25 protein-coding genes and 1 tRNA gene are annotated in these 18,865 nt (G+C 69.2%); 14 read left to right on the top strand and 12 right to left on the bottom strand.

Going from position 1 to position 18,865, the window contains the following annotated elements; all coding sequences use genetic code 11:
• Positions 1-27 precede the first annotated feature (27 nt).
• A tRNA-Thr gene (locus tag KM176_RS18060) sits at positions 28-103 on the top strand.
• A gap of 91 nt (positions 104-194) precedes the next feature.
• Here KM176_RS18060 and KM176_RS18055 read toward each other — a convergent pair.
• On the bottom strand, positions 195-1,373 hold the full coding sequence (locus tag KM176_RS18055; RefSeq protein WP_202397987.1) for an MFS transporter: 1,179 nt from the start codon (positions 1,371-1,373) through the stop codon (positions 195-197).
• A 128-nt stretch (positions 1,374-1,501) separates the two neighbouring features.
• Between KM176_RS18055 and KM176_RS18050 the strand changes: the two genes are divergently transcribed.
• Both KM176_RS18050 and KM176_RS18045 read left to right on the top strand, forming a co-directional pair.
• On the top strand, positions 1,502-2,395 hold the full coding sequence (locus tag KM176_RS18050; RefSeq protein WP_160896139.1) for a LysR family transcriptional regulator: 894 nt from the start codon (positions 1,502-1,504) through the stop codon (positions 2,393-2,395).
• Positions 2,396-2,488: 93 nt separating this feature from the next.
• The gene (locus tag KM176_RS18045; protein ID WP_160896138.1) at positions 2,489-2,956 is read left to right on the top strand and encodes a DUF1203 domain-containing protein; all 468 of its coding nucleotides are present in this window, start codon (positions 2,489-2,491) and stop codon (positions 2,954-2,956) included.
• 61 nt (positions 2,957-3,017) lie between these two features.
• On the opposite strand, the gene KM176_RS18040 is transcribed toward KM176_RS18045, so the two are convergent.
• From KM176_RS18040 to KM176_RS18030, 3 genes are all read right to left on the bottom strand, one after another.
• Complete coding sequence (locus KM176_RS18040) at positions 3,018-4,493, bottom strand: aldehyde dehydrogenase family protein (protein WP_160896137.1); 1,476 nt, start codon at positions 4,491-4,493, stop codon at positions 3,018-3,020.
• A 168-nt stretch (positions 4,494-4,661) separates the two neighbouring features.
• Positions 4,662-5,858 carry a D-alanyl-D-alanine carboxypeptidase family protein gene (locus tag KM176_RS18035; protein ID WP_160896136.1) on the bottom strand — a complete coding sequence of 399 codons (1,197 nt, stop codon included), beginning with the start codon at positions 5,856-5,858 and terminating at the stop codon, positions 4,662-4,664.
• A 136-nt stretch (positions 5,859-5,994) separates the two neighbouring features.
• Positions 5,995-7,023: a sensor domain-containing diguanylate cyclase gene (locus KM176_RS18030; protein ID WP_160896135.1), complete on the bottom strand. Its 1,029-nt coding sequence runs from the start codon at positions 7,021-7,023 to the stop codon at positions 5,995-5,997.
• A gap of 248 nt (positions 7,024-7,271) precedes the next feature.
• Between KM176_RS18030 and queC the strand changes: the two genes are divergently transcribed.
• The 4 genes from queC to queF are packed head-to-tail and all read left to right on the top strand — an operon-like array spanning position 7,272 to position 9,512.
• Positions 7,272-7,973, top strand: a complete 702-nt coding sequence (gene queC / locus KM176_RS18025; RefSeq protein WP_160896134.1) for a 7-cyano-7-deazaguanine synthase QueC — start codon at positions 7,272-7,274, stop codon at positions 7,971-7,973.
• On the top strand, positions 7,973-8,326 hold the full coding sequence (gene queD, locus KM176_RS18020; protein ID WP_160896133.1) for a 6-carboxytetrahydropterin synthase QueD: 354 nt from the start codon (positions 7,973-7,975) through the stop codon (positions 8,324-8,326). The genes queC and queD overlap by 1 nt, the downstream gene beginning before the upstream one ends.
• On the top strand, positions 8,323-9,027 hold the full coding sequence (gene queE / locus KM176_RS18015; RefSeq protein WP_160896132.1) for a 7-carboxy-7-deazaguanine synthase QueE: 705 nt from the start codon (positions 8,323-8,325) through the stop codon (positions 9,025-9,027). Before queD ends, queE begins: the two co-directional genes overlap by 4 nt.
• A 20-nt stretch (positions 9,028-9,047) precedes the next feature.
• Positions 9,048-9,512 carry a preQ(1) synthase gene (gene queF / locus KM176_RS18010; protein WP_160896131.1) on the top strand — a complete coding sequence of 155 codons (465 nt, stop codon included), beginning with the start codon at positions 9,048-9,050 and terminating at the stop codon, positions 9,510-9,512.
• Between the two features lie 81 nt (positions 9,513-9,593).
• Here queF and KM176_RS18005 read toward each other — a convergent pair whose 3' ends face one another.
• The 8 genes from KM176_RS18005 to KM176_RS17975 form a co-directional block, all read right to left on the bottom strand.
• Positions 9,594-10,487 carry a metal ABC transporter solute-binding protein, Zn/Mn family gene (locus KM176_RS18005; RefSeq protein ID WP_160896130.1) on the bottom strand — a complete coding sequence of 298 codons (894 nt, stop codon included), beginning with the start codon at positions 10,485-10,487 and terminating at the stop codon, positions 9,594-9,596.
• A 15-nt stretch (positions 10,488-10,502) separates the two neighbouring features.
• A complete protein-coding gene (locus KM176_RS18000) occupies positions 10,503-11,375 on the bottom strand; it encodes a metal ABC transporter permease (RefSeq protein ID WP_160896129.1) in 873 nt (290 codons plus the stop codon).
• Entirely contained in the window at positions 11,372-12,127 is a 756-nt protein-coding gene (locus KM176_RS17995; protein ID WP_160896128.1) for a metal ABC transporter ATP-binding protein, read from the bottom strand. The genes KM176_RS18000 and KM176_RS17995 overlap by 4 nt, the downstream gene beginning before the upstream one ends.
• Positions 12,124-12,249 (bottom strand): hypothetical protein, encoded by a 126-nt coding sequence (locus KM176_RS25195; protein ID WP_268946160.1) that lies wholly within the window; start codon positions 12,247-12,249, stop codon positions 12,124-12,126. Before KM176_RS25195 ends, KM176_RS17995 begins: the two co-directional genes overlap by 4 nt.
• 227 nt (positions 12,250-12,476) lie before the next feature.
• Positions 12,477-12,749, bottom strand: coding sequence for a hypothetical protein (locus KM176_RS17990; protein ID WP_160896127.1), 273 nt, complete (start codon positions 12,747-12,749; stop codon positions 12,477-12,479).
• A gap of 41 nt (positions 12,750-12,790) precedes the next feature.
• Positions 12,791-13,093: a hypothetical protein gene (locus tag KM176_RS17985; protein WP_160896126.1), complete on the bottom strand. Its 303-nt coding sequence runs from the start codon at positions 13,091-13,093 to the stop codon at positions 12,791-12,793.
• 39 nt (positions 13,094-13,132) lie between these two features.
• Positions 13,133-13,435 carry a hypothetical protein gene (locus KM176_RS17980; RefSeq protein WP_160896125.1) on the bottom strand — a complete coding sequence of 101 codons (303 nt, stop codon included), beginning with the start codon at positions 13,433-13,435 and terminating at the stop codon, positions 13,133-13,135.
• 210 nt (positions 13,436-13,645) lie between these two features.
• On the bottom strand, positions 13,646-14,116 hold the full coding sequence (locus tag KM176_RS17975) for an Lrp/AsnC family transcriptional regulator (RefSeq protein WP_160896124.1): 471 nt from the start codon (positions 14,114-14,116) through the stop codon (positions 13,646-13,648).
• 129 nt (positions 14,117-14,245) lie between these two features.
• Here KM176_RS17975 and KM176_RS17970 point away from each other — a divergent pair, with 129 nt between their 5' ends.
• From KM176_RS17970 to KM176_RS17940, 7 genes are all read left to right on the top strand, one after another.
• Positions 14,246-14,749, top strand: a complete 504-nt coding sequence (locus KM176_RS17970) for an RrF2 family transcriptional regulator (protein ID WP_160896123.1) — start codon at positions 14,246-14,248, stop codon at positions 14,747-14,749.
• A gap of 115 nt (positions 14,750-14,864) precedes the next feature.
• On the top strand, positions 14,865-15,068 hold the full coding sequence (locus KM176_RS17965; RefSeq protein WP_160896122.1) for a hypothetical protein: 204 nt from the start codon (positions 14,865-14,867) through the stop codon (positions 15,066-15,068).
• A gap of 24 nt (positions 15,069-15,092) precedes the next feature.
• Positions 15,093-16,112 carry a sulfate ABC transporter substrate-binding protein gene (locus KM176_RS17960; RefSeq protein WP_160896121.1) on the top strand — a complete coding sequence of 340 codons (1,020 nt, stop codon included), beginning with the start codon at positions 15,093-15,095 and terminating at the stop codon, positions 16,110-16,112.
• A gap of 4 nt (positions 16,113-16,116) precedes the next feature.
• Positions 16,117-16,944, top strand: a complete 828-nt coding sequence (gene cysT, locus KM176_RS17955; RefSeq protein WP_160896120.1) for a sulfate ABC transporter permease subunit CysT — start codon at positions 16,117-16,119, stop codon at positions 16,942-16,944.
• Positions 16,937-17,197 (top strand): hypothetical protein, encoded by a 261-nt coding sequence (locus KM176_RS17950; protein ID WP_160896119.1) that lies wholly within the window; start codon positions 16,937-16,939, stop codon positions 17,195-17,197. The genes cysT and KM176_RS17950 overlap by 8 nt, the downstream gene beginning before the upstream one ends.
• On the top strand, positions 17,190-18,050 hold the full coding sequence (gene cysW / locus KM176_RS17945; RefSeq protein ID WP_160896118.1) for a sulfate ABC transporter permease subunit CysW: 861 nt from the start codon (positions 17,190-17,192) through the stop codon (positions 18,048-18,050). The genes KM176_RS17950 and cysW overlap by 8 nt, the downstream gene beginning before the upstream one ends.
• Before the next feature lie 24 nt (positions 18,051-18,074).
• On the top strand, positions 18,075-18,812 hold the full coding sequence (locus KM176_RS17940; protein WP_160896117.1) for a sulfate/molybdate ABC transporter ATP-binding protein: 738 nt from the start codon (positions 18,075-18,077) through the stop codon (positions 18,810-18,812).
• Positions 18,813-18,865: the final 53 nt, after the last annotated feature.

Here is an 18,865-nt window from a genome sequence, read left to right as displayed (position 1 = left end):
CCCGTTTCGGGGCGCTGGTACGGAAGTGCCGGTGTAGCTCAGCTGGTAGAGCACGTCATTCGTAATGATGGGGTCGGGGGTTCGAGTCCCTTCACCGGCACCACTTCCACCCCTCTCCGAACATGCCGAAAGATCTGCGCCATCGCGCAGACCTTTGCCCGCACGGGGCACTGCACGGGGCGACGCCCGCCTCTTCAGGCCTGCACCGCCGCTCTGCCCCGCCGCCCCTTCAGCAGCACGATCGCCAGCGGCACCGCGAAGACAACGGCACTGGCCAGCGGGATCGCCGGATAGCTTCCGCCCGCGTTCAGGACCGCCGCGCCGACCACTGCCCCCAGGCCGTTGCCCAGGTTGAAGGCGCCGATATTGACCGAGGAGGCCAGGCTGGGCGCCTCTGCCGCCGCCGCCATGACCCGCATCTGCATGGTCGGCACCAGAGCAAAGCACAGCCCGCCCCAGACGAACAGCAGCCCCAGCACCGCCCCCGGCACGGCAAGGCAGGCCGAGAGGCCGCCCAGCAGCAGGATCAGCGCCATCAGCGTGACGATGAGCGTGCCGCGCAGCGACCGGTCCGCCGCAATCCCGCCAAGGTGATTGCCCGCCGCCATGCCCAGCCCGACGACGATCAGCGCCAGCGTCACGAACCCGGTCGAGGCCCCCAGCCCGTGCTGCAGCATCGGCGCGACATAGGTGAAGACGGTGAACTGCCCGGTCGAGGTCAGCACCGTCAGCCCAAGCGCCCCCAGCACCGGGCGGCGCAGCAGCACCCGCAGCTTGGCCCGGACATTGCTGCCGGCGGGCGCGGGCAGATGCGGCAGCACCCGCAGCAGCGCCAGCGGTGTCACCAGCCCCAGCCCGGCCAGCAGCAGGAAGGGGATCCGCCAGCCGGCGGCCTCTCCCAGGGCGGTCATGGCGGGGACCCCGGCGATATTGGCGACCGTCAGGCCCATGAACACCGCCGCCACCGCCCCGGCCTGCCGGCCCGGCGTCACCAGGGCGGCAGCGACCAGCGCACCGACGCCGAAGAAGCTGCCCTGGCACAGTGCCGTCAGCACCCGTGCGCACAGAAGCAGCGCGTAGCCCGGCGCGGCCGCCGCCAGCAGGTTGCCCGCCGCAAGGATCAGTGCCAGCAGGATCAGCAGCCGGTTGCGGGCCAGGCGCCCCCCGGCCAATGTGACGATGGGGGCAAAGATCATCACCCCGAAGGCATAGGCGGTCACCACCAGCCCCGCCGCCGGAATCGGCACCTGCAGATCCCGGGCCAGGACCGGCAGCAGCCCCATCGGCGCAAATTCCGTGAGCCCGATCGTGAAGGACCCCAGCGACAGCGCCGCAAGAGCCGGATTGAATTTCAGGGATTTAAGGGGTTTCATCGGTTCCGTCCCGTTCAAAGATGGTCGGGACGCGCGGCTGCGCGCCTCCGCAGACCCCCGCTATGGACGACATCCCCGCCCGGCATTAGGGGCATGGCGGGCAAGTCATTCTTGAATGGAAGGCAAAGATGACGCATCAGGCCGACCGGTTCCGCGAAATGGAGGTCTTCGTGGCCATCCTCGAGGAGGGCAGTTTCTCTGCCGCCGCGCTGCGGCTGGGGATGACGCCGTCCGGGGTCAGTCGCACCCTGGATCGCTGCGAAAGGCGGCTGGGCCTGCGGTTGATGACCCGCTCCACCCGGTCGCTGACCCTGACCGAAGAGGGGCACCTGTTCGCCGCCATGTCCCGCCGCCTGCTGGCAGAGCTGGACCGCGCCGAGGCCGAGATCACGGCGGATGGCCCGCCCTCGGGGCTGCTGCGGATCTCGGCGGCGGTGTCCCACGGGCGGCTGAAGATCGTGCCGCTGCTGCAGGAATTCGCCCACCGCCATCCCCGGCTCCGGATCGACCTGACCCTGACCGACCTGCTGGAGGATCCCGCGCAGGGGGGCACCGATGTCGCCATCCGCTTCGGCCGGCTGGCCGACAGCCGGCTACGGGCCCGCAAGCTGGGAGAGGAGCCGATGGTGGTGGTCGCCGCGCCCGCCTATCTTGCCGCCCAGGGCACGCCGCGCCACCCCGAGGAGCTGCGCAACCACGACTGCCTGCTGTTCAGCTTCGACCCCGGTCGGGCGCGCTGGCCGTTCCGGGTTGCCGGCGCCCGGCAAGAGGTGCAGGTCGGCGGCCGTTTCCGGGCCAACAGCGGCGAGGCCCTCGGGATGCTGGCGGTCTCGGGGCTGGGCATTGCCCGTGTCGCGCGTTTCGCGGTCGAGGAGGATATCCGGGCGGGACGCCTGCACGAGATCCTGGCGCAGTTTCCCGGCGCAGATGCCCACCCGGTGCACGCGCTGTTCGTCGGCGCGGATCCGGTGCCCGCGCGGATCCGCGCCCTGGTCGATTTCCTGGCCGAGCGGATGGGCTGACAGCCCCTGCCCTGCCGGCGCAATGCGCAGGATCCGGGTCGCGCGGCGACCGGCGGCATGGTCTGACCGGGCCATCGCAACGGAGAGTTCAGAATGCCCAGATTTCACGGAATGCCCGTCGCCACCGCCGAGTCCTTTCGCGGCGGGGCGCCGGATGCCTATGGCAATCCCCCCGAGCGGCAGCGCAGCGACGGCGGCGCGCCCTGCCGCTGCTGCCTGCGGATGATCCCCGAGGGGGCGGCCATGCTGGTTCTGGCCTACCGCCCCTTCGTCAGCCTGCAGCCCTATGCCGAGACCGGGCCGGTCTTTCTCTGCGCCGATGCCTGTGCCCCGGACAGCGCCGCCGAAGGCAGCCTGCCCGCGATCCTGGTCTCTCCCGACTACCTGCTGAAAGGCTATTGCGCCGAGGAGCGCATCGTCTACGGCACCGGCCAGGTGACCCCGGTGCCAGAGATCGCCGCCTATGCCGATGCGCTGCTGGCCCGACCGGAGGTGGCCTTCGTCGACCTGCGCTCGGCCCGCAACAACTGCTGGCAGGCCCGGCTGACCCGCTCGGCGTGATCGTCCCGGGCCCGGGTCTGGCGCACGGGGCGGCGCAAGGGCCGGGCGCCAGACCCGGGGCTCAGCCTTTCAGGTACCAGCCCCAGGGACGGTGCCGGTCGTAGCGGGTGATCTGCTTGGTTTCCAGGTAGTTGGACAGCCCCCACTCGCCCAGTTCCCGCCCGATGCCGGATTGCTTGTAGCCTCCCCAGGGCGCCTCGGTGAAGGTCGGCTGGGAACAGTTGATCCAGACGATCCCGGCCCGGAAGGCGCGGGCCACGCGCTCGGCCCGGTCCAGATCCGTCGACATCACCGCCGCCGCCAGGCCGAAGCGGCTGTCATTGGCCAGGCGGATCGCCTCGGCCTCGGTCTCGAACGGGGCGACGCAGACCACCGGGCCGAAGATTTCCTCGGTCCAGATCGAGGCCGTCTCGGGGACATCGGCAAAGATCGTCGGCTCCACGTAGCAGCCGCCCTCCAGCCCCGCAGGCACGCCGCCGCCGCAGACCAGCCGGGCCTCCCGGCGGCCCCGCTCGATCCAGCCCAGCACCTTTTCCTGCTGGCCCGCGCTGACCAGCGGCCCCAGCAGCACGCCCTCTTCCAGCCCCGGGCCGATGCGGATCCGGCCCGCCTCCTTGGCCAGGCGCGCCAGCAGGGCCTCGTAGAGCGGCGCCTCGACCAGCACCCGCGAGGTGGCCGAACAGACCTCTCCCTGGTTCCAGAAGATGCCGAACAGGATCCATTCGACGGCTTCCTCCAGCGGCGTGTCGGCGAAGACCACCAGCGGCGACTTCCCCCCGAGTTCGAGGCTGACCGCCTTGATGTCGCGCGCGGCGGCGGCCATGATCCGGCGCCCCGTCGGCACCGAGCCGGTGAAGGCCAGCTTGTCGACGCCGGGATGTTCCGAGAGCGGCTGCCCGGCCTCGGCGCCGAAGCCGGTGACGATGTTCAGCACCCCCGGCGGCAGGCCCGCCGCCTGGGCGATGGCGCCGTATTCCAGCGCCGTGACCGGCGTCAGCTCGGAGGGTTTGAGGACCATGGTGCAGCCGGCGGCCAGCGCCGGCGCGATCTTCCAGGCGGCCATCAGCATGGGAAAGTTCCAGGGGATGATCGCGCCCGCCACGCCGATCGGTTCGCGCACCGCGCTGGCGCTGAACCCCTCCATCCCCAGGGGGATGTCGCGCGGGCCCTCGGCCTCCAGCGCCTCGGCCAGGCCGGCGTAGTAGTGGAACACCCCGGCGGTGTCCTCGATGTCCCAGCGGGCCTCGGGCAGGGGCTTGCCGTTGTCGCGCACTTCCAGCAGCGCAAGCTCCTCGGTGCGGGCGGCGATTTCCTCGGCCATGCGGCGCAGGATGGCGCCGCGCTCGGCCCCGCTCAGGCGCGGCCAGGGGCCGCTGTCGAAGGCCCGGCGCGCGGCCTGCACCGCCGCGTCGATATCCTCGGGACCGCCGCGCGCGACCCGGTGGAAGACGCTGCGGTCCGAGGGGTCGATCACCTCGAAGCTGGCGCCGCTGGCGGGGGCCACCCAGGCCCCGTCGATAAACAGGAGATCCTTCATCCGTTCCTCGCATTCCTCGCAGTTGCCGCCATGCAGCCGCAGCCGCAGGACGATGACAAGACGAAGCGGGACCGCAGGCCGGGCGGCGCGGCGGCAGGCCGGGGCCCGGGCGCGTTTCGCAGGCAGGTCGCGGCGCCGCCCGGGCAGGGCCACGGGCGGCGGCGGGGATCAGAAGCGGGCGCGCAGGTCGCGCATGACCCGGGTCACCAGGCCGGCGGGCTGCGCCCCGGCCAGGGTCACCGCCGGCACGCTGGCCAGTTCGTGGCTCCCCATCGCATAGGAGATCGTGCCGACCTCGCTGCCGGCGGGCAGGGTTTCCGGCAGGTTCTGCGCCAGGTGCAGCGTCGCGGTCACCGGATCGGCGCCATCGACCGGCAGGCTGAGCGTCAGGTCGCGGGCGGCGCCCACCGGCACGGATTCCGGATCCAGCCGTGCATCGCTCAGCACGCCGACCTGCGCCCCCACGGTGGCGACCCGCTTGTTGTCGAAATACTGGTAGCCGTAGCCCAGCAGCGCCTCGGTCGCATCGGTGGCCGAGGACCAGTTCGGCCCGCCCATCTCGACCGTGATCAGCCGCCGCCCGTCGCGGAAGGCGGTGGCGGCGATGCAATGGCCGGCGGCATCGGTCAGGCCGGTCTTCAGCCCGTCGACCGACGGATCGCGGAACAGCACCGGGTTCCAGCTGCGCTGGTGGATCTTGTCGAAGGTATAGTCCTTCTGGGCCGAGATCTGCAGGAACTGGGGGTAGTCCAGAATGATCGCCCGCGACAGCTTCGCCACGTCAAGCGCGGTGGTGTGCAGCCCCGGATCCGGCAGGCCCGAGACGTTGGCGTAATGGGTGTCCTTCAGGCCCAGCCGCTCGGCCTCGGCATTCATCAGGCCGACGAAGGCGTCCTGGGTGCCACCGACCGCCTCGGCCAGGGCAATGGCGGCATCGTTGCCGGATTCGATGATCAGCCCGTGCAGCAGCTGGTTCACCGTCACCGTCGAGCTGGGCGAGATGAACATGCGCGAACCGCCGGCCTTCCAGGCGGCGGTGCTGACCGGCACGGTCTGATCGAGGCTCAGCATCCCGTGCTGAAGGGCCTTGTAGGTCAGGTAGGCGGTCATCATCTTGGTCAGGCTGGCGGGCGCCCGCGACAGGGTCGCGCCCTTCTCGGCCAGGATGTCGCCGGTCTGGGCATCCATCACCACGTAGCTGGCCACCTGCGCCAGCTCCGGCGGCTGCGGCGCCCCGAGCGCGGCCTGCGGCACCGGCCCCGCGCCGCCCTCCTCCGCCAGAGCGGGCGTCAGCGGGCCGGCTCCGCACAGAAGGAGGCCGCCAAGAAGGGCGAGGATCGGAAGGCGGGAAGCAGTGCTGAGCATGGAGATGGCAAGGGTCCTTTGATCGAAGGCAATCGGAAGAGTTGCGCGCGCCCGGGCAGGGTCGCGCGCGCGGACACTAGAAGTCATCCGAAGCAAGGGTCAATGAACCGCGGCGGCCAGATCGGCCCCGGGGCGATCACGATCCCGGCAGGTGGCGCTCTTCCCCTAGGGAAACCGCTGCCCCGCGCGGCAGCGGCGGCGCCTCAGCGCGGGACAGGCAGCACTGGTTGCGCCCGTCGCGCTTGGCCCGGTAGAGCGCCTCGTCGGCGGCGGCCAGCCCCTCGGCCAGGGCGGCATGGTCCGGCACCAGGCAGACCCCAAGGCTGGCGGTCACCGACAGGCGCAGCCCCCGCGCCGGATCCTCGAAGGCGGTTTCGGCGATCCCCCCGCGCAGCCGTTCGGCACAGCGCCGCGCCGCCTCGGCATCGCGCCCGGGCAGCAGCACGGCGAATTCCTCTCCGCCGATGCGCCCGAACAGGTCGCCGGGCCGCAGCCGCGCCCGGCAGCGCCGCACCAGCTCCCTGAGCACCAGGTCGCCGGTACCGTGGCCGTGGGTGTCATTGACCTGCTTGAAGTGATCGATATCCAGCATCACCAGCGCCAGCGGGCTGCCCTTCTGGCGGGCCACGGCCAGCTGGCGGGTGGCGGCAGCCATCCAGGCGCGGCGGCTCATGGCGCCGGTCAGACCGTCGCTGTCGGCCAGCTCCAGCAGCTCCAGCTCCTTCAGGACGATGGCGGCGAGGTTCTGCATGATCTCCACCTCCTGCCCGGAGAAGGAGCGCGGATGGATATCGTAGGCGCAGATCACCCCCAAGGGCCGGCCATCGGCCCGGTGCAGCGGCACGCCCAGACCCGCACGCCCCCCGGGCGGCCCGACATGGGCGGGGGGGCCGCGAAACCGCGGATCCAGCTTGCTGTCGCGCACCACCAGGGGATCCGATCCGGCCAGGGTCAGGGTGCAGAACCGATCCCCGGAAATGCCGCCCGGCAGGGTGATCCCCGAGGTCGCCCGCAGCCAGTCGCGCGACCGCTCGTTCAGGCGAATCTCGGCGAAGGGCACGTCCAGGACCAGCCGGGCCAGCTCGACGATCTGTTCGAAAGGGGCATCGCGCGGGGGCGCCCCGTTGCCGGTCGGGGCCGGCACGTCGTCTTCGGAATCGAACATGGTCGCCCGTGCCTCTTCTCTGAAAGCCCTGTTGCGGACCTGTTAAAGGCATATGCAATATTCATCTATTGGGAAAAGCGCCGCAGCCCCCCGATGGGGCCGAAACCGCCCGGATCGCCCGCCTGCGCGCCGGTTCGGCAAGGTTTCGCCGCCGCAGGGTGCCCCCTTGCGGTGCAGGTCCCGACCTTCTAGAAGCCCCGCGCACCGGTCGCAGCCTACCCGGTCATCAAAACAAGGACTGTTTTACCATGAAGACCCTCGTCATCTGCTCCGGCGGACTGGATTCCGTTTCCCTGGCCCATGTCACGGCCCGGACCCGGCAACTGACCCGCCTTGTCTCCTTCGATTACGGCCAGCGCCACCGCAAGGAGCTGGACTATGCCCGCGACGCCGCCGAGCGGCTCTCGGTGCCGCATCACGTCATCGACATGCGCGCGATCGGCGCGGCGCTGACCGGTTCGGCGCTGACCGACGACCTGGAGGTGCCCGACGGCCACTATGCCGAAGAGACCATGCGCATCACCGTGGTCCCGAACCGCAACGCCATCATGCTGACCGTGGCCTATGGCATCGCCGCCGCCCAGGGCGACGAGGCCGTCGCCACCGCGGTCCATGGCGGTGATCACTTCATCTACCCCGACTGCCGTCCGGGTTTCGCCCGCGCCTTCGACGCGATGCAGCGCGAGGCCCTCGACGGCTATGCCGAGGTGGCGCTCTGGACGCCCTACGTGAACCTCAGCAAGGCCGACATCGTGCGCGACGGCGCCGCCCATGGCACGCCCTTCGCGCAGACCTGGTCCTGCTACAAGGGTGGCGCGCATCACTGCGGGCGCTGCGGCACCTGCGTCGAGCGCCGCGAGGCCTTCGAACTGGCCGGCATCCCCGATCCGACCTCCTACGAGGACCCGGACTTCTGGCGCCAGGCCATTGCCGAGCGGGAGGGCCGCTGATGTACCGCATCACCAAGGAATTCCACTTCTCGGCCTCCCACCAGCTGGGCCACCTGCCCGCCGATCACCAATGCGCGCGGCTGCACGGGCACAACTACGTCGTGGTGGTCGAGCTGGCCTCGGACCGGCTGAACGGCGACGGCTTCGTGCGCGATTATCACGAGCTGAAGGCGCTGAAGGACTACATCGACGATCATTTCGATCATCGGCACCTCAACGAAGTGTTGAACATGCCCTCCACCGCCGAAGCGCTGGCCCGCCACTTCTTCGACTGGTGCCGCGAACGCTGGGCGGAAACCAGCGCCGTGAAGGTTTCGGAGACGCCCAAGACCTGGGCCGAGTACCGCCCGTGACCCTGCGCATCGTCGAAATCTTCGGCCCCACCATACAAGGCGAGGGCGTGCTGATCGGGGAACCCACGGTCTTCGTGCGCGCCGGTGGCTGCGACTACCGATGCAGCTGGTGCGACAGCCTGCATGCGGTCGACAGCCGCTACCGTCACGACTGGCTGCCAATGACCCCCGAGGCCGTGATGGCCGAGGTCGAGCGCCTCTCGGGCGGGCTGCCGCTGACCGTGTCGATCTCGGGGGGGAACCCCGCGATCCAGGACTTCGGCCCGCTGATCGCGCTTGGCCGCACCAAGGGATACCGCTTCGCCTGCGAGACCCAGGGCAGCATCGCCCAGCCCTGGTTCGCCGATCTCGATACGCTCGTGCTCAGCCCCAAGCCACCGTCGAGCGGCGAAAATCCCGACTGGGACCGCTTTGCGCAATGCCTGGAGGCCGCCGGCCCGGCCCGTGCGGTGATGAAGATTGTCGTCTTCGATGACGCCGATTACGCTTGGGCCCGGGATGCCCATGCGCGCCACCCGGAACTGCCGCTCTACCTCCAGCCCGGCAACCCCGAGGTCGATCCGGACCAGCCGGTCGATCTGGATGTCGCCACCGCGCGCCTGCGCTGGCTGATCGAAACCGTCACCGGCGACCGCTGGTACACCCCCCGGGTCCTGCCGCAGCTGCATGTCCTGGTCTGGGGCAACCAGCGCGGCGTCTGAACCGCAGGAAGGACCGACCCATGACCGACTCCATCTACAGCAATCTCAAGCAGCTGGGCGGCGCTACCGTCCTGCCGACCTCTCCGGAAGAGGCAGAGCTGGAACGCGTGGCCAATCCGCAGGCCGACACCGCCTACAACGTGCGCTTCACCGCGCCCGAGTTCACCTCGCTCTGCCCGATGACCGGCCAGCCCGATTTCGCGCATCTGGTGATCGACTACGTGCCGGGCGAATGGCTGGTCGAAAGCAAGTCGCTGAAACTGTTCCTGGGGGCCTTCCGCAACCACGGCGCCTTCCACGAGGACTGCACGGTTTCGATCGGCCGCCGCCTGGCCGAGTTCCTGGAGCCGCAGTGGCTGCGCATCGGCGGCTACTGGTATCCGCGCGGCGGCATCCCGATCGACGTGTTCTGGCAGACCGGCCCGATGCCCGAAAGCGTCTGGATCCCCGACCAGGGCGTGCCGCCCTACCGCGGTCGCGGCTGAAACGAAGAGGGCCTGCGCGGGAAATCCCCGGCAGGCCCTCTTGCGGACGCCGCCCCTGACGGGGGCCAGCGCCCTTTCAGATCACTTGCCCGAAATCGCGGAAACGATCTGCTTGGTGTTGTAGGCCATCAGGTCCAGATAGCTCGGCGCCGGGCCGTCGGAGCCAGAGAGCGACTCGGGGTACAGTTCCCCGCCGGGCTGCGCATCGGTGGCCGAGGCGATCTGCTTGACCAGCCGCGAGTCGTTGGAATTCTCCAGGAAGTAGACCTTCACGCCTTCCTTCCTGATCTGCTTGATCAGCTCCGCGACATCGGCAGCCGAGGCCTCCGTCTCGGTCGAGACGCCGAGCGGGGACAGGAAGGTCACGTCGTATTCCGCACCATAGTAGCCGAAGGCGTCGTGGCTGGTCAGCACCTTGCGCTGATCCACCGGGATCGGCGCCAGCGCGGCCTTGATCGAGGCGTCGAGCGCCTTCAGCTTGGCCCGGTAGGCCTCGGCGCTGGCGTGGATCGCATCGGCATCCTCGGGGTCGGCCTTGACCAGGGCGGCCTCGATATTGTCGACCCAGATCAGCACGTTGGCGGCGCTGTTCCAGACGTGGGGATCGGTGACGGTGCGGCCGTCCTCTTCGAAGCTGTGGGTCTTGATGCCATCGGAGACCACCACCGGCGCCAGGCTCGCGCCCGAGGCCTTGGCCAGACGCTGGAACCAGGTTTCCAGGCCTTCGCCGCTCAGGAAGGTGACGGCGGCGGATTTCACCGCCTTGGCATCCTCGGGGGAGGGTTCGTAATCATGCGGGTCGCCGTTGGCGGGCACCAGGCTGCGCACCTTGACGTGATCACCGCCGACATTCTGCACCACGTCGGCCAGAACCGAGAAGCTGGCGACCGCATCGACGGTCCGGGCCTGGGCAGCCCCGGCCAGGGCCAGGGCCAGCACGCCGGCACCGGCCAGCGGACGAAGGAAGGGTTTCATGGGAACTCCTTTGGGTCAGCCCGCCAGATGCGGGCGTTTGAGAAGCCGGCGCAGCACGCCGGACGGACAGGTCAGAAGCGACACCGCATAGAGCGCGCTGGCGGTCAGGATGATCGTCGGCCCCGAGGCGAAACGCAGGTGATAGGACAGCAGCAGGCCCACGAACCCCGAGAGCGCCGCCGCCCCGGTGGCGATGGCGAACATCGCCGGCAGGCTGCGCGCCCAGAGCTGGGCAATGGCTGCGGGCAGCATCATCAGCCCCACCGCCATCAGCGTGCCCAGGGCCTGGAACCCAGCCACAAGGTTCAGCACCACCAGGAACAGGAACAGCCCGTGATAAAGCGATCCGCGCCCGCCGACCGCGCGCAGGAAGCCCGGGTCGAAGCATTCCGCCACCAGCGGGCGGTAGACCAGCGCCAGCAGCACCAGCGTGACAGAGCTGATCGTGCCCACCAGCACCAGCGCCTGGGCGTCGATGGCCAGGATGGTGCCGAAAAGGATGTGCAGCAGGTCGATGTTGGAGCCCCTGAGCGACACGATCAGCACGCCGAGCGCCAGCGAGGTCAGGTAGAAGCTGGCAAAGCTGGCATCCTCGCGCAGGGTGGTGGTGCGGCTGACCAGCCCGGCCAGCAGGGCCACGCTGAGCCCGGCCACCAGCCCGCCCAGCCCCATCGCCAGCAGGGACAGGTTTCCGGCGATCAGAAAGCCTATGGCGGCACCGGGCAGCACCGCGTGGCTCATGGCATCGCCCACAAGGCTCATCCGGCGCAGCATCAGAAGCACGCCGACCGGCCCTGCGCCGATGCCCAGACAGACCGAGGCAACCAGCGCCCGCCGCATGAAGCCGTATTCCGCAAAGGGTTGGAAGATCAGGGAATAAACGCTCATGAGCGGGTCTCCGGGGGGATGTCGCAGATCGCGGCGCTCTCGTCCCAGGCCTCGGCCATGGCACGGGCGCGGCGCAGGTTGGCCGGGGTCAGCGTGTCCCGGGTCGGCCCCCAGCCGATCAGGTCCCGCGCCAGCAGCAGGGTCTGCGGGAAATGCGCCCGGACCTGATCGAAATCATGCAGCACGGCGATCACCGTGCGGCCCTCTCCGTGCCAGCGGGTAACGATGTCCAGCAGGTCGCGGGTGGTGCGGGCGTCAATGGCGGTAAAGGGTTCGTCCAGCACGATGACCGGGGCGTCCTGCACCAGCAGCCGCGCGAACAGTACGCGCTGGAACTGGCCGGCGGACAGCGCGCTGACCGGGCGGGCGTCGAACCCTTCCAGCCCCACGGCCTCAAGCGCCTCGGCGGCGCGGCGCCGCAGCGCGCGGGTCACGCCCCGGAAACTGCCGATGCGCCGCCAGCCGCCCAGGATCACCGTATCGGCGACGGTGATCGGAAAGCCGCGCTCGATCGCGGCGGCCTGCGGCAGGTAGCCCAGGTCGCGTAACGCCAGTCCACCGCGCTCGATCCGGCCGGTCACCGGCGCCAGCTCGCCCATCAGGGCACGCAGCAGGGTCGACTTGCCGGCGCCGTTCGGACCGGCGATGGCGGTCAGGCTGCCGGGATCGAAGCTGCCGGTCAGGTGATGCAGGGCGGGATGCCGGTCATAGGCGACGGTCACGTCCTGGAACCGGATGGCGGCAGAGGTCATGGCAGCACCACCGCCCAGAGGATCGCCAGCCAGAGGCAGGCCAGGATCGCCAGCGCGCCAAGCAGGCGCTGCCAGGCCGGGCGCCCCAGCAGGGAAACGGAAAAGGAGGTTTTCGGGATCATGTCGATGGCCGCGCTCTGGAACCGGAGTTGGCGGGCATCCTTATTCAGGATGTTATAACATTACAATCCCGAAGTGGAAAATTCGCGGCATCGATCACGGAGTCGTCATTCCGACAAAGAAGACCCCGGAGGGCCATCCCGGCCCGAAAAGGGCGGGACGGACCTCCGGGGTCCTGGCAAGGGCCTTCTGGCCCTGCGGGGTCCGGGCGCGCGGCCCGGGTGCGGCGTCAGTCCGGCAGGCCGGTGACGGGCGCGGGGTCGGTCAGCGTCCGGCTCTGGTCCCCCTGGCCCGGAACATCCGACAGGGCCGCCGATTGCAGGCGGGCGATGCCGGAGGTCGACAGGACCGAACCGTCCGGGCCAAGGGCCCGCGGCGAGGAGTAGAGCACCGAGGCCGGCACCATCTCGTTCGTGTAGGCGGCGACGTCGGTATTGGCGGCAGCCGCGCCGGCCGAGGTGGCGACCAGCAGGGCGGTCATGAGGGAAGCGGCGCGTTTCATGGCCATGTTCCTTTCATATCCGGATGCTGTCCTGGCCGGGCTCAGCGGCCCGAGGAGGCCAGGAAGGGCACGTCGGCGCGGGGGAAAGCGGTCACGGTGATGTTGTCGGCCAGCGCGAGGTCGCGGTCCTGACGGTCGGAGACGTTCAGCAGGGCGGCCGATTTCTGGACGGTCGTGCCCGAGGTCAGCGTGACGTTGCCGGTGATGCCGTGGTTTTCCGGCGAAGCGTAGACGGCCGAGGCGGGCACCGTTTCGGTGACATAGGCGGCGTCGGTGTTGGCAAAGGCGGCGCCGGCGGTGCTGGCGACGATCAGGGCGGTGAGGGCAGAAGCTGCGAATTTCATGGCATTGATCCTTTCATGTCTCAGAGGTGCGGCGCGGGGTTAGCGGCCCGAGGAGGCCAGGAAGGGCACGTCGGCGCGGGGGAAGGCGGTCACGGTGATGTTGTCGGCCAGAGCGAGGTCGCGGTCCTGACGATCGGAGACGTTCAGCAGGGCGGCCGATTTCTGGACGCTCGTGCCCGAGGTCAGCGTGACGTTGCCGGTGATGCCGTGGTTTTCCGGCGAAGCGTAGACGGCCGAGGCGGGCACCGTTTCGGTGACATAGGCGGCGTCGGTGTTGGCAAAGGCGGCGCCGGCGGTGGTGGCGGCGATCAGGGCGGTAAGAGCAAGAGCTGCGCGTTTCATGGGTCTGTTCCTTCGTGTGCGTTTGTAAGGGTGACGCGGTGTGTTGCGTCTGATGAAGGAGAGATAGACCCGCACGCCGCCGGTGATTAGACGCTGTTTGTCGGCAACTCTTTTCTACATTATTGAACTAATACCATTCCTGAACTTTATACTGTGCACAAGCGCACCAAAAAGCCACCACATAGGCGTGTCGGATGGGTTGACCTCGCCTCAGGCGGTACGGGTATCCACCGGCAGGGCCGTTTCGGACTTCAGCCGTTGCAGGGCGAAGCTGGTGGTCAGGTCGCGGATCGGAATGGCCTCTGTCAGGCCACTGCGGATGCGCTCGAAGTCGGCCATGTCGCGGGCCACGATGCGCAGGACATAATCCTGACTGCCGGTCAGGCGGTAGGCCTCCATCACCTCGGGGATGTCCTCCAGCACGGCGGCGAAGCGGCGGTGCCATTCGGCGCCCTGATCCGGCGCCGACACCCCGGCAAAGGCGGTCAGCCCCAGGCCCAGGTGCTCGGGGTCGACCAGCGCCACCCGGGCCCGGATCACCCCGGCCTCCTGAAGCTTGCGCACCCGCTTCCAGCACGGCGTCTGCGTCAGCCCCACCTCATGGGACAGCCGCGCCAGAGGCACCGTCGCATCCGCCATCAGAACGGCAATGATCTTGCGGTCGATCCGGTCCAGCTTCATCGCGCTCCCTTTCAAGAGTCGGTTTCCGGGGATCAGCATGACCCAAAACACCTTAAAGTCTACCGTGTTTATCGTGTATAGGCGAAAAGCCGACTTTCCCTGCCGTGAATTTGGTGTTTAAGTTCTGTCATGATTACCCAGAAGGCCAAGTACGCCCTGAAATCTCTGATGGCGCTCGGCTCCCTGAAGCCGGGCGAGGCGCTGACCATCGAAGAGGTCGCGCAGCGCTCGGGTGCGCCCAAGCGGTTCCTCGAACATATCCTGCTGGATCTGCGCAAGGCGGGCTACCTCGGGGCCAAGCGGGGCCGCTCGGGTGGCTACTTCCTGATCCGCCCGCCCGAGAAGATTTCCCTGGGCGAGCTGCTGCAGCTGATCGAGGGGCCGATGGCGCCGCTGCCCTGCCTGTCGCGCCGCTCCTACCGGCGCTGCGACGATTGCACGGACGAGGAAACCTGCCAGCTGCGCCGGATCTTCGGAGAGGTCTTCTACAGCTACCTGCTGCTGATCGAGTCGCTGACCCTGCACGACCTGCTGAAAACCCCTGCGATTCTTGAAGAAACCGTCGCCCGCGCGGCGGCGGGTGCGACGCCTCGGGAAATCGGGGCCGCGCCGACGGACCCCGCCGGAGAATAATCTTCTCCGCGTCCTCCCCGGAACGGCAAAAGCTTTCCCTCCTTTTATCGACAAGATCGGTAGATATTTAGGATATTGCGGGGCTGCTCCCCGCCATCCCGAAAGGAGGTCCCGAATGTCCCCTGTTTCCCCGTCTCCGCGTCCCGTCCGCGCCCTGCGCTTCGTGGCCTGCGGCACCGGCCAGGCCTACCGGATCAACGGTCGGCTGCTGACGGTCTATGCCCGCGACACCGAGCAGGCCGCCCGCGAGATGATGCTGGGCCGCGACCCGCGCCGCTGGCGCGTCCAGATCCTGCCGCCGGATCCCCGGCTGGCCTGACCCTTTCCTATTCCGGAGCTTTCCATGACCCGCACTCTTCTGACCCGGAGCGCAGGGCCGATCCTGGCCGCGCTTCTGACCGGCTCGGCGCTGGCCCAGCCTGCCTTCGCCGATACCAAGATCCTCAACGTTTCCTACGATCCGACACGGGAATTCTACCGCGCCTACAACACGCTGTTCGCCAAGTGGTGGCAGGATCAGGGCCACGGCCCCGTGACGATCGAGCAAAGCCACGGCGGATCCGGCGCGCAGGCCCGGGCGGTGATCGACGGGCTGGATGCCCAGGTGGCCACCCTGGCGCTGGCCTCGGACCTTGATGCCATTGCCGCGCGCAGCGACGCCCTGCCGAAGGACTGGGAAGGCAAGCTGCCGCACAATTCCGCGCCCTATACCTCGACCATCGTGTTCCTGGTGCGCAAGGGCAACCCGAAGGGCATCCACGACTGGGGCGACCTGGTGAAGGACGGGGTGCAGGTGATCACGCCGAACCCCAAGACCTCGGGCGGGGCGCGCTGGAACTTCCTCGCGGCCTGGGGCTGGGCGCTGAAGACCCATGGCGGGGACGAGGCCGCCGCGCGTGATTACGTCAGCCAGCTTTACCAGCATGTGCCGGTTCTGGACACCGGCGCGCGGGGCGCCACCACCACCTTCACGCAACGCGGCACCGGCGATGTGCTGCTGGCCTGGGAGAACGAGGCCCTGCTGGCCCTCGACGAGCTGGGCCATGACAAGTTCGAGATCGTCGTGCCCTCGGTCTCGATCCGGGCCGAGCCGCCGGTGGCGCTGCTGGAGGGCAACATCAAGGACGCCGACCAGCGCGCCGCCGCCGAAGCCTACCTGCAACACCTCTATTCCCCCGAGGCGCAGGCCCTGGCGGTGCACAACCACTACCGCGCCTGGGACACCTCGCTGGTGCCGCCGGCAGAGCTGGCCCAGTTCCCCGATCTTCAGCTGATGTCGATCGCCGATTTCGGCGGCTGGGCCAAGGTGCAGCCCGCCTTCTTCGGATCGGGCGGGATCTTCGACCAGATCTACGGGGAGTAAGGGGATGCTGCGCACCTCTTCTCCGCTGCCGGGGTTCCCGCTGGCCCTGGGCCTGCTGTTAAGCGCGCTTTCGGTGGTCGTGCTGCTGCCGCTGGCGGCGCTGCTGGGCAAGGGGCTGGCGATGGGGCCGGGCCAGGTCCTGCATCACCTGGGATCGGCCCGGGTCGGCGCGGCGCTGCTGCTGTCGTTCCGCGCCGCCCTGATCGCCGCGCTCTTCAACCTGGTCTTCGGCGCGGCGCTGGCCTGGGTCCTGGCCCGCTACCGCTTCCCGGGGCGGCGGCTGATCGATGCGGCGGTGGACCTGCCCTTCGCCCTGCCCACCGCCGTCGCCGGCATTGCGCTGACGACGCTCTATGCCCCGAACGGCGCCTTCGGGCGCCTGCTGGAACCCCTGGGCCTGCACATCGCCTATACCGAGGCCGGGATCTGGCTGGCGCTGATCTTCGTCGGGTTGCCCTTCGTGGTGCGCACCGTCCAGCCGGTGATCGACGAGATCGCGCCGGAATGGGAAGAGGCCTCGGCAACGCTGGGCGCCAGCCGCTGGACGACCCTGCGCCGGGTGGTGCTGCCGGTGCTCAGCCCGGCGCTGATGACCGGCTTCGCACTGTCGCTGGCACGCTCGGTCGGGGAATACGGATCGGTCATCTTCATCGCCGGCAACCTGCCCGGCAAGACCGAGATCGCCCCCCTGCTGATCGTCATCCGGCTGGAGGAATACGACTACGACGCGGCCACGGCCATCGGCCTGGCCATGCTTGGCATCTCTTTCGGGATGCTGCTGCTGATCAATGCCACCCAGGTCTGGACACGACGGAGGATCGGACATGTCTGACAGAACTTTCTTCTACGCCCCCGACCGCCGGCTTCCCCCGGCCACAGGGTTCCTTCTGGCCGCAGGCTTCGGCGCCATCGGGCTGATCTCGGCCTTTCTGGTGGGGCTGGCGGGCGCGGGCCTTGGCCTGGCGCTGCTGGCCTGGCTGCTGGTGCCGGGCGCCCTGCTGGGCGCGGTGATGCTGGGCATGAGGGTCGCCCCCCGGCCACGCTGCCGCCGCTGCCATCTGCGCGAGGTCCCCCGCCATGGCTGACACCGCCCTGCACGCCACCCCCGTCACCACCGAGGCGCGCTCCGTGCGCCTCGCCCTCTCCTCGGTCGTGCTGGCGCTGACGGCGGTGCTGCTGCTGGCCCCCCTGGCGGTGGTCTTCGCCGAGGCCCTGCGCGCCGGGCCGCTGGCCAGCCTTCAGGCCATCGGCCAGCCCGACGCCCTGGCGGCGATCCGGCTGACGCTGCTGGTCGCGGCCATCGCCCTGCCGCTGAACGCCGCCGCGGGCCTGGCGGCCGCCTGGGCCATCGCCAAGTTCGACTTTCGCGGCAAGGCGCTGCTGATCACGCTGATCGACGTGCCCTTCTCGGTCTCGCCGGTGGTGGCGGGGCTGGCGCTGGTGCTGCTCTATGGCTCGGGCGGGGTGCTGGGCGACTGGCTGAAGGCCCATGATCTGAAGATCGTCTTCGCCCTGCCCGGCCTGGTGCTGGCGACGCTGTTCATCACCTTCCCCTTCGTGGCCCGCGAACTGATCCCGGTGATGGCCGAACAGAGCCGGGCCGAGGAAGAGGCCGCGCTGACCCTGGGCGCCTCGGGCTGGCGGATGTTGCGCACCGTGACCCTGCCCAATGTCCGCTGGGCGCTGCTCTACGGCGTGCTGCTGTGCAATGCCCGCGCCATGGGGGAATTCGGCGCCGTCGCGGTGATCTCGGGCAAGATCCGAGGCCAGACCACCACCATGCCGATCCTGATCGAGATGCTTTACAACGAATATCTTTCGACCGCCGCCTTCTCCATGGCGGCGCTGCTCGCGACGCTCGCGCTGGTGACGCTGGCGCTGAAATCCTTCCTCGAATGGCGCCACGCGGACCTTCTGGCCGCGACCCGCCGTCACTGATCCCCACTGCAAAGGAGGCACGACGTGCATATCGACATCGACGAGATCGCCAAGTCCTACGGGGCCACCCCGGCGCTGCACCCGGTATCGCTTTCGATCCCCTCGGGGGCGATGGTGGCGCTGCTGGGGCCTTCGGGCTCGGGTAAGACGACGCTGCTGCGCATCCTTGCCGGGCTTGAACAGCCCAGCTCCGGCAGGGTGCTGCTGGACGGGGCGGATGCCATCGGCACGCCGGTCCAGAAGCGCCGTGCCGGTTTCGTGTTCCAAAGCTACGCGCTGTTCCGCCACATGAGCGTGTTCGAGAACATCGCCTACGGGCTGCGCGCCCGCCCCCGCGCCGAACGCCCCACCCGGGCCGAGATCGCCCGACGCGTCCAGCACCTGCTGGAGCTGATCCGCCTGCCCGACATCGCGCAGCGCTACCCGGGCCAGCTTTCGGGCGGGCAGCGCCAGCGCGTCGCCCTGGCCCGCGCCCTGGCGACCGAGCCGCGCATGTTGCTGCTGGACGAACCCTTCGGCGCGCTTGATGCCCAGGTCCGCAAGGAACTGCGCACCGGCCTGCGCGAGATCCACGATGCCACCGGCCTGACCACGGTCTTTGTGACCCATGATCAGGAAGAGGCGCTGACCCTCGCCGATCGCGTCGCCGTCATGTCGATGGGCCGGATCGAGCAGGTCGGCGCCCCCTCCGAGATCCGCAGCCGCCCCGCAACCGCCTTCGTGCGCAATTTCATCGCCGAGGAAAGCCGCCTGCCGGCCTGAACACCCCCCTCTCGAAACGGTGATGCCGGCGTGATCACGGCCATCGCGAAACT

Source organism: Pseudooceanicola endophyticus (assembly GCF_018760365.1).
GTDB lineage: Bacteria > Pseudomonadota > Alphaproteobacteria > Rhodobacterales > Rhodobacteraceae > Pseudooceanicola > Pseudooceanicola endophyticus.
This window is presented reverse-complemented; position numbering and strand designations above follow the sequence as displayed.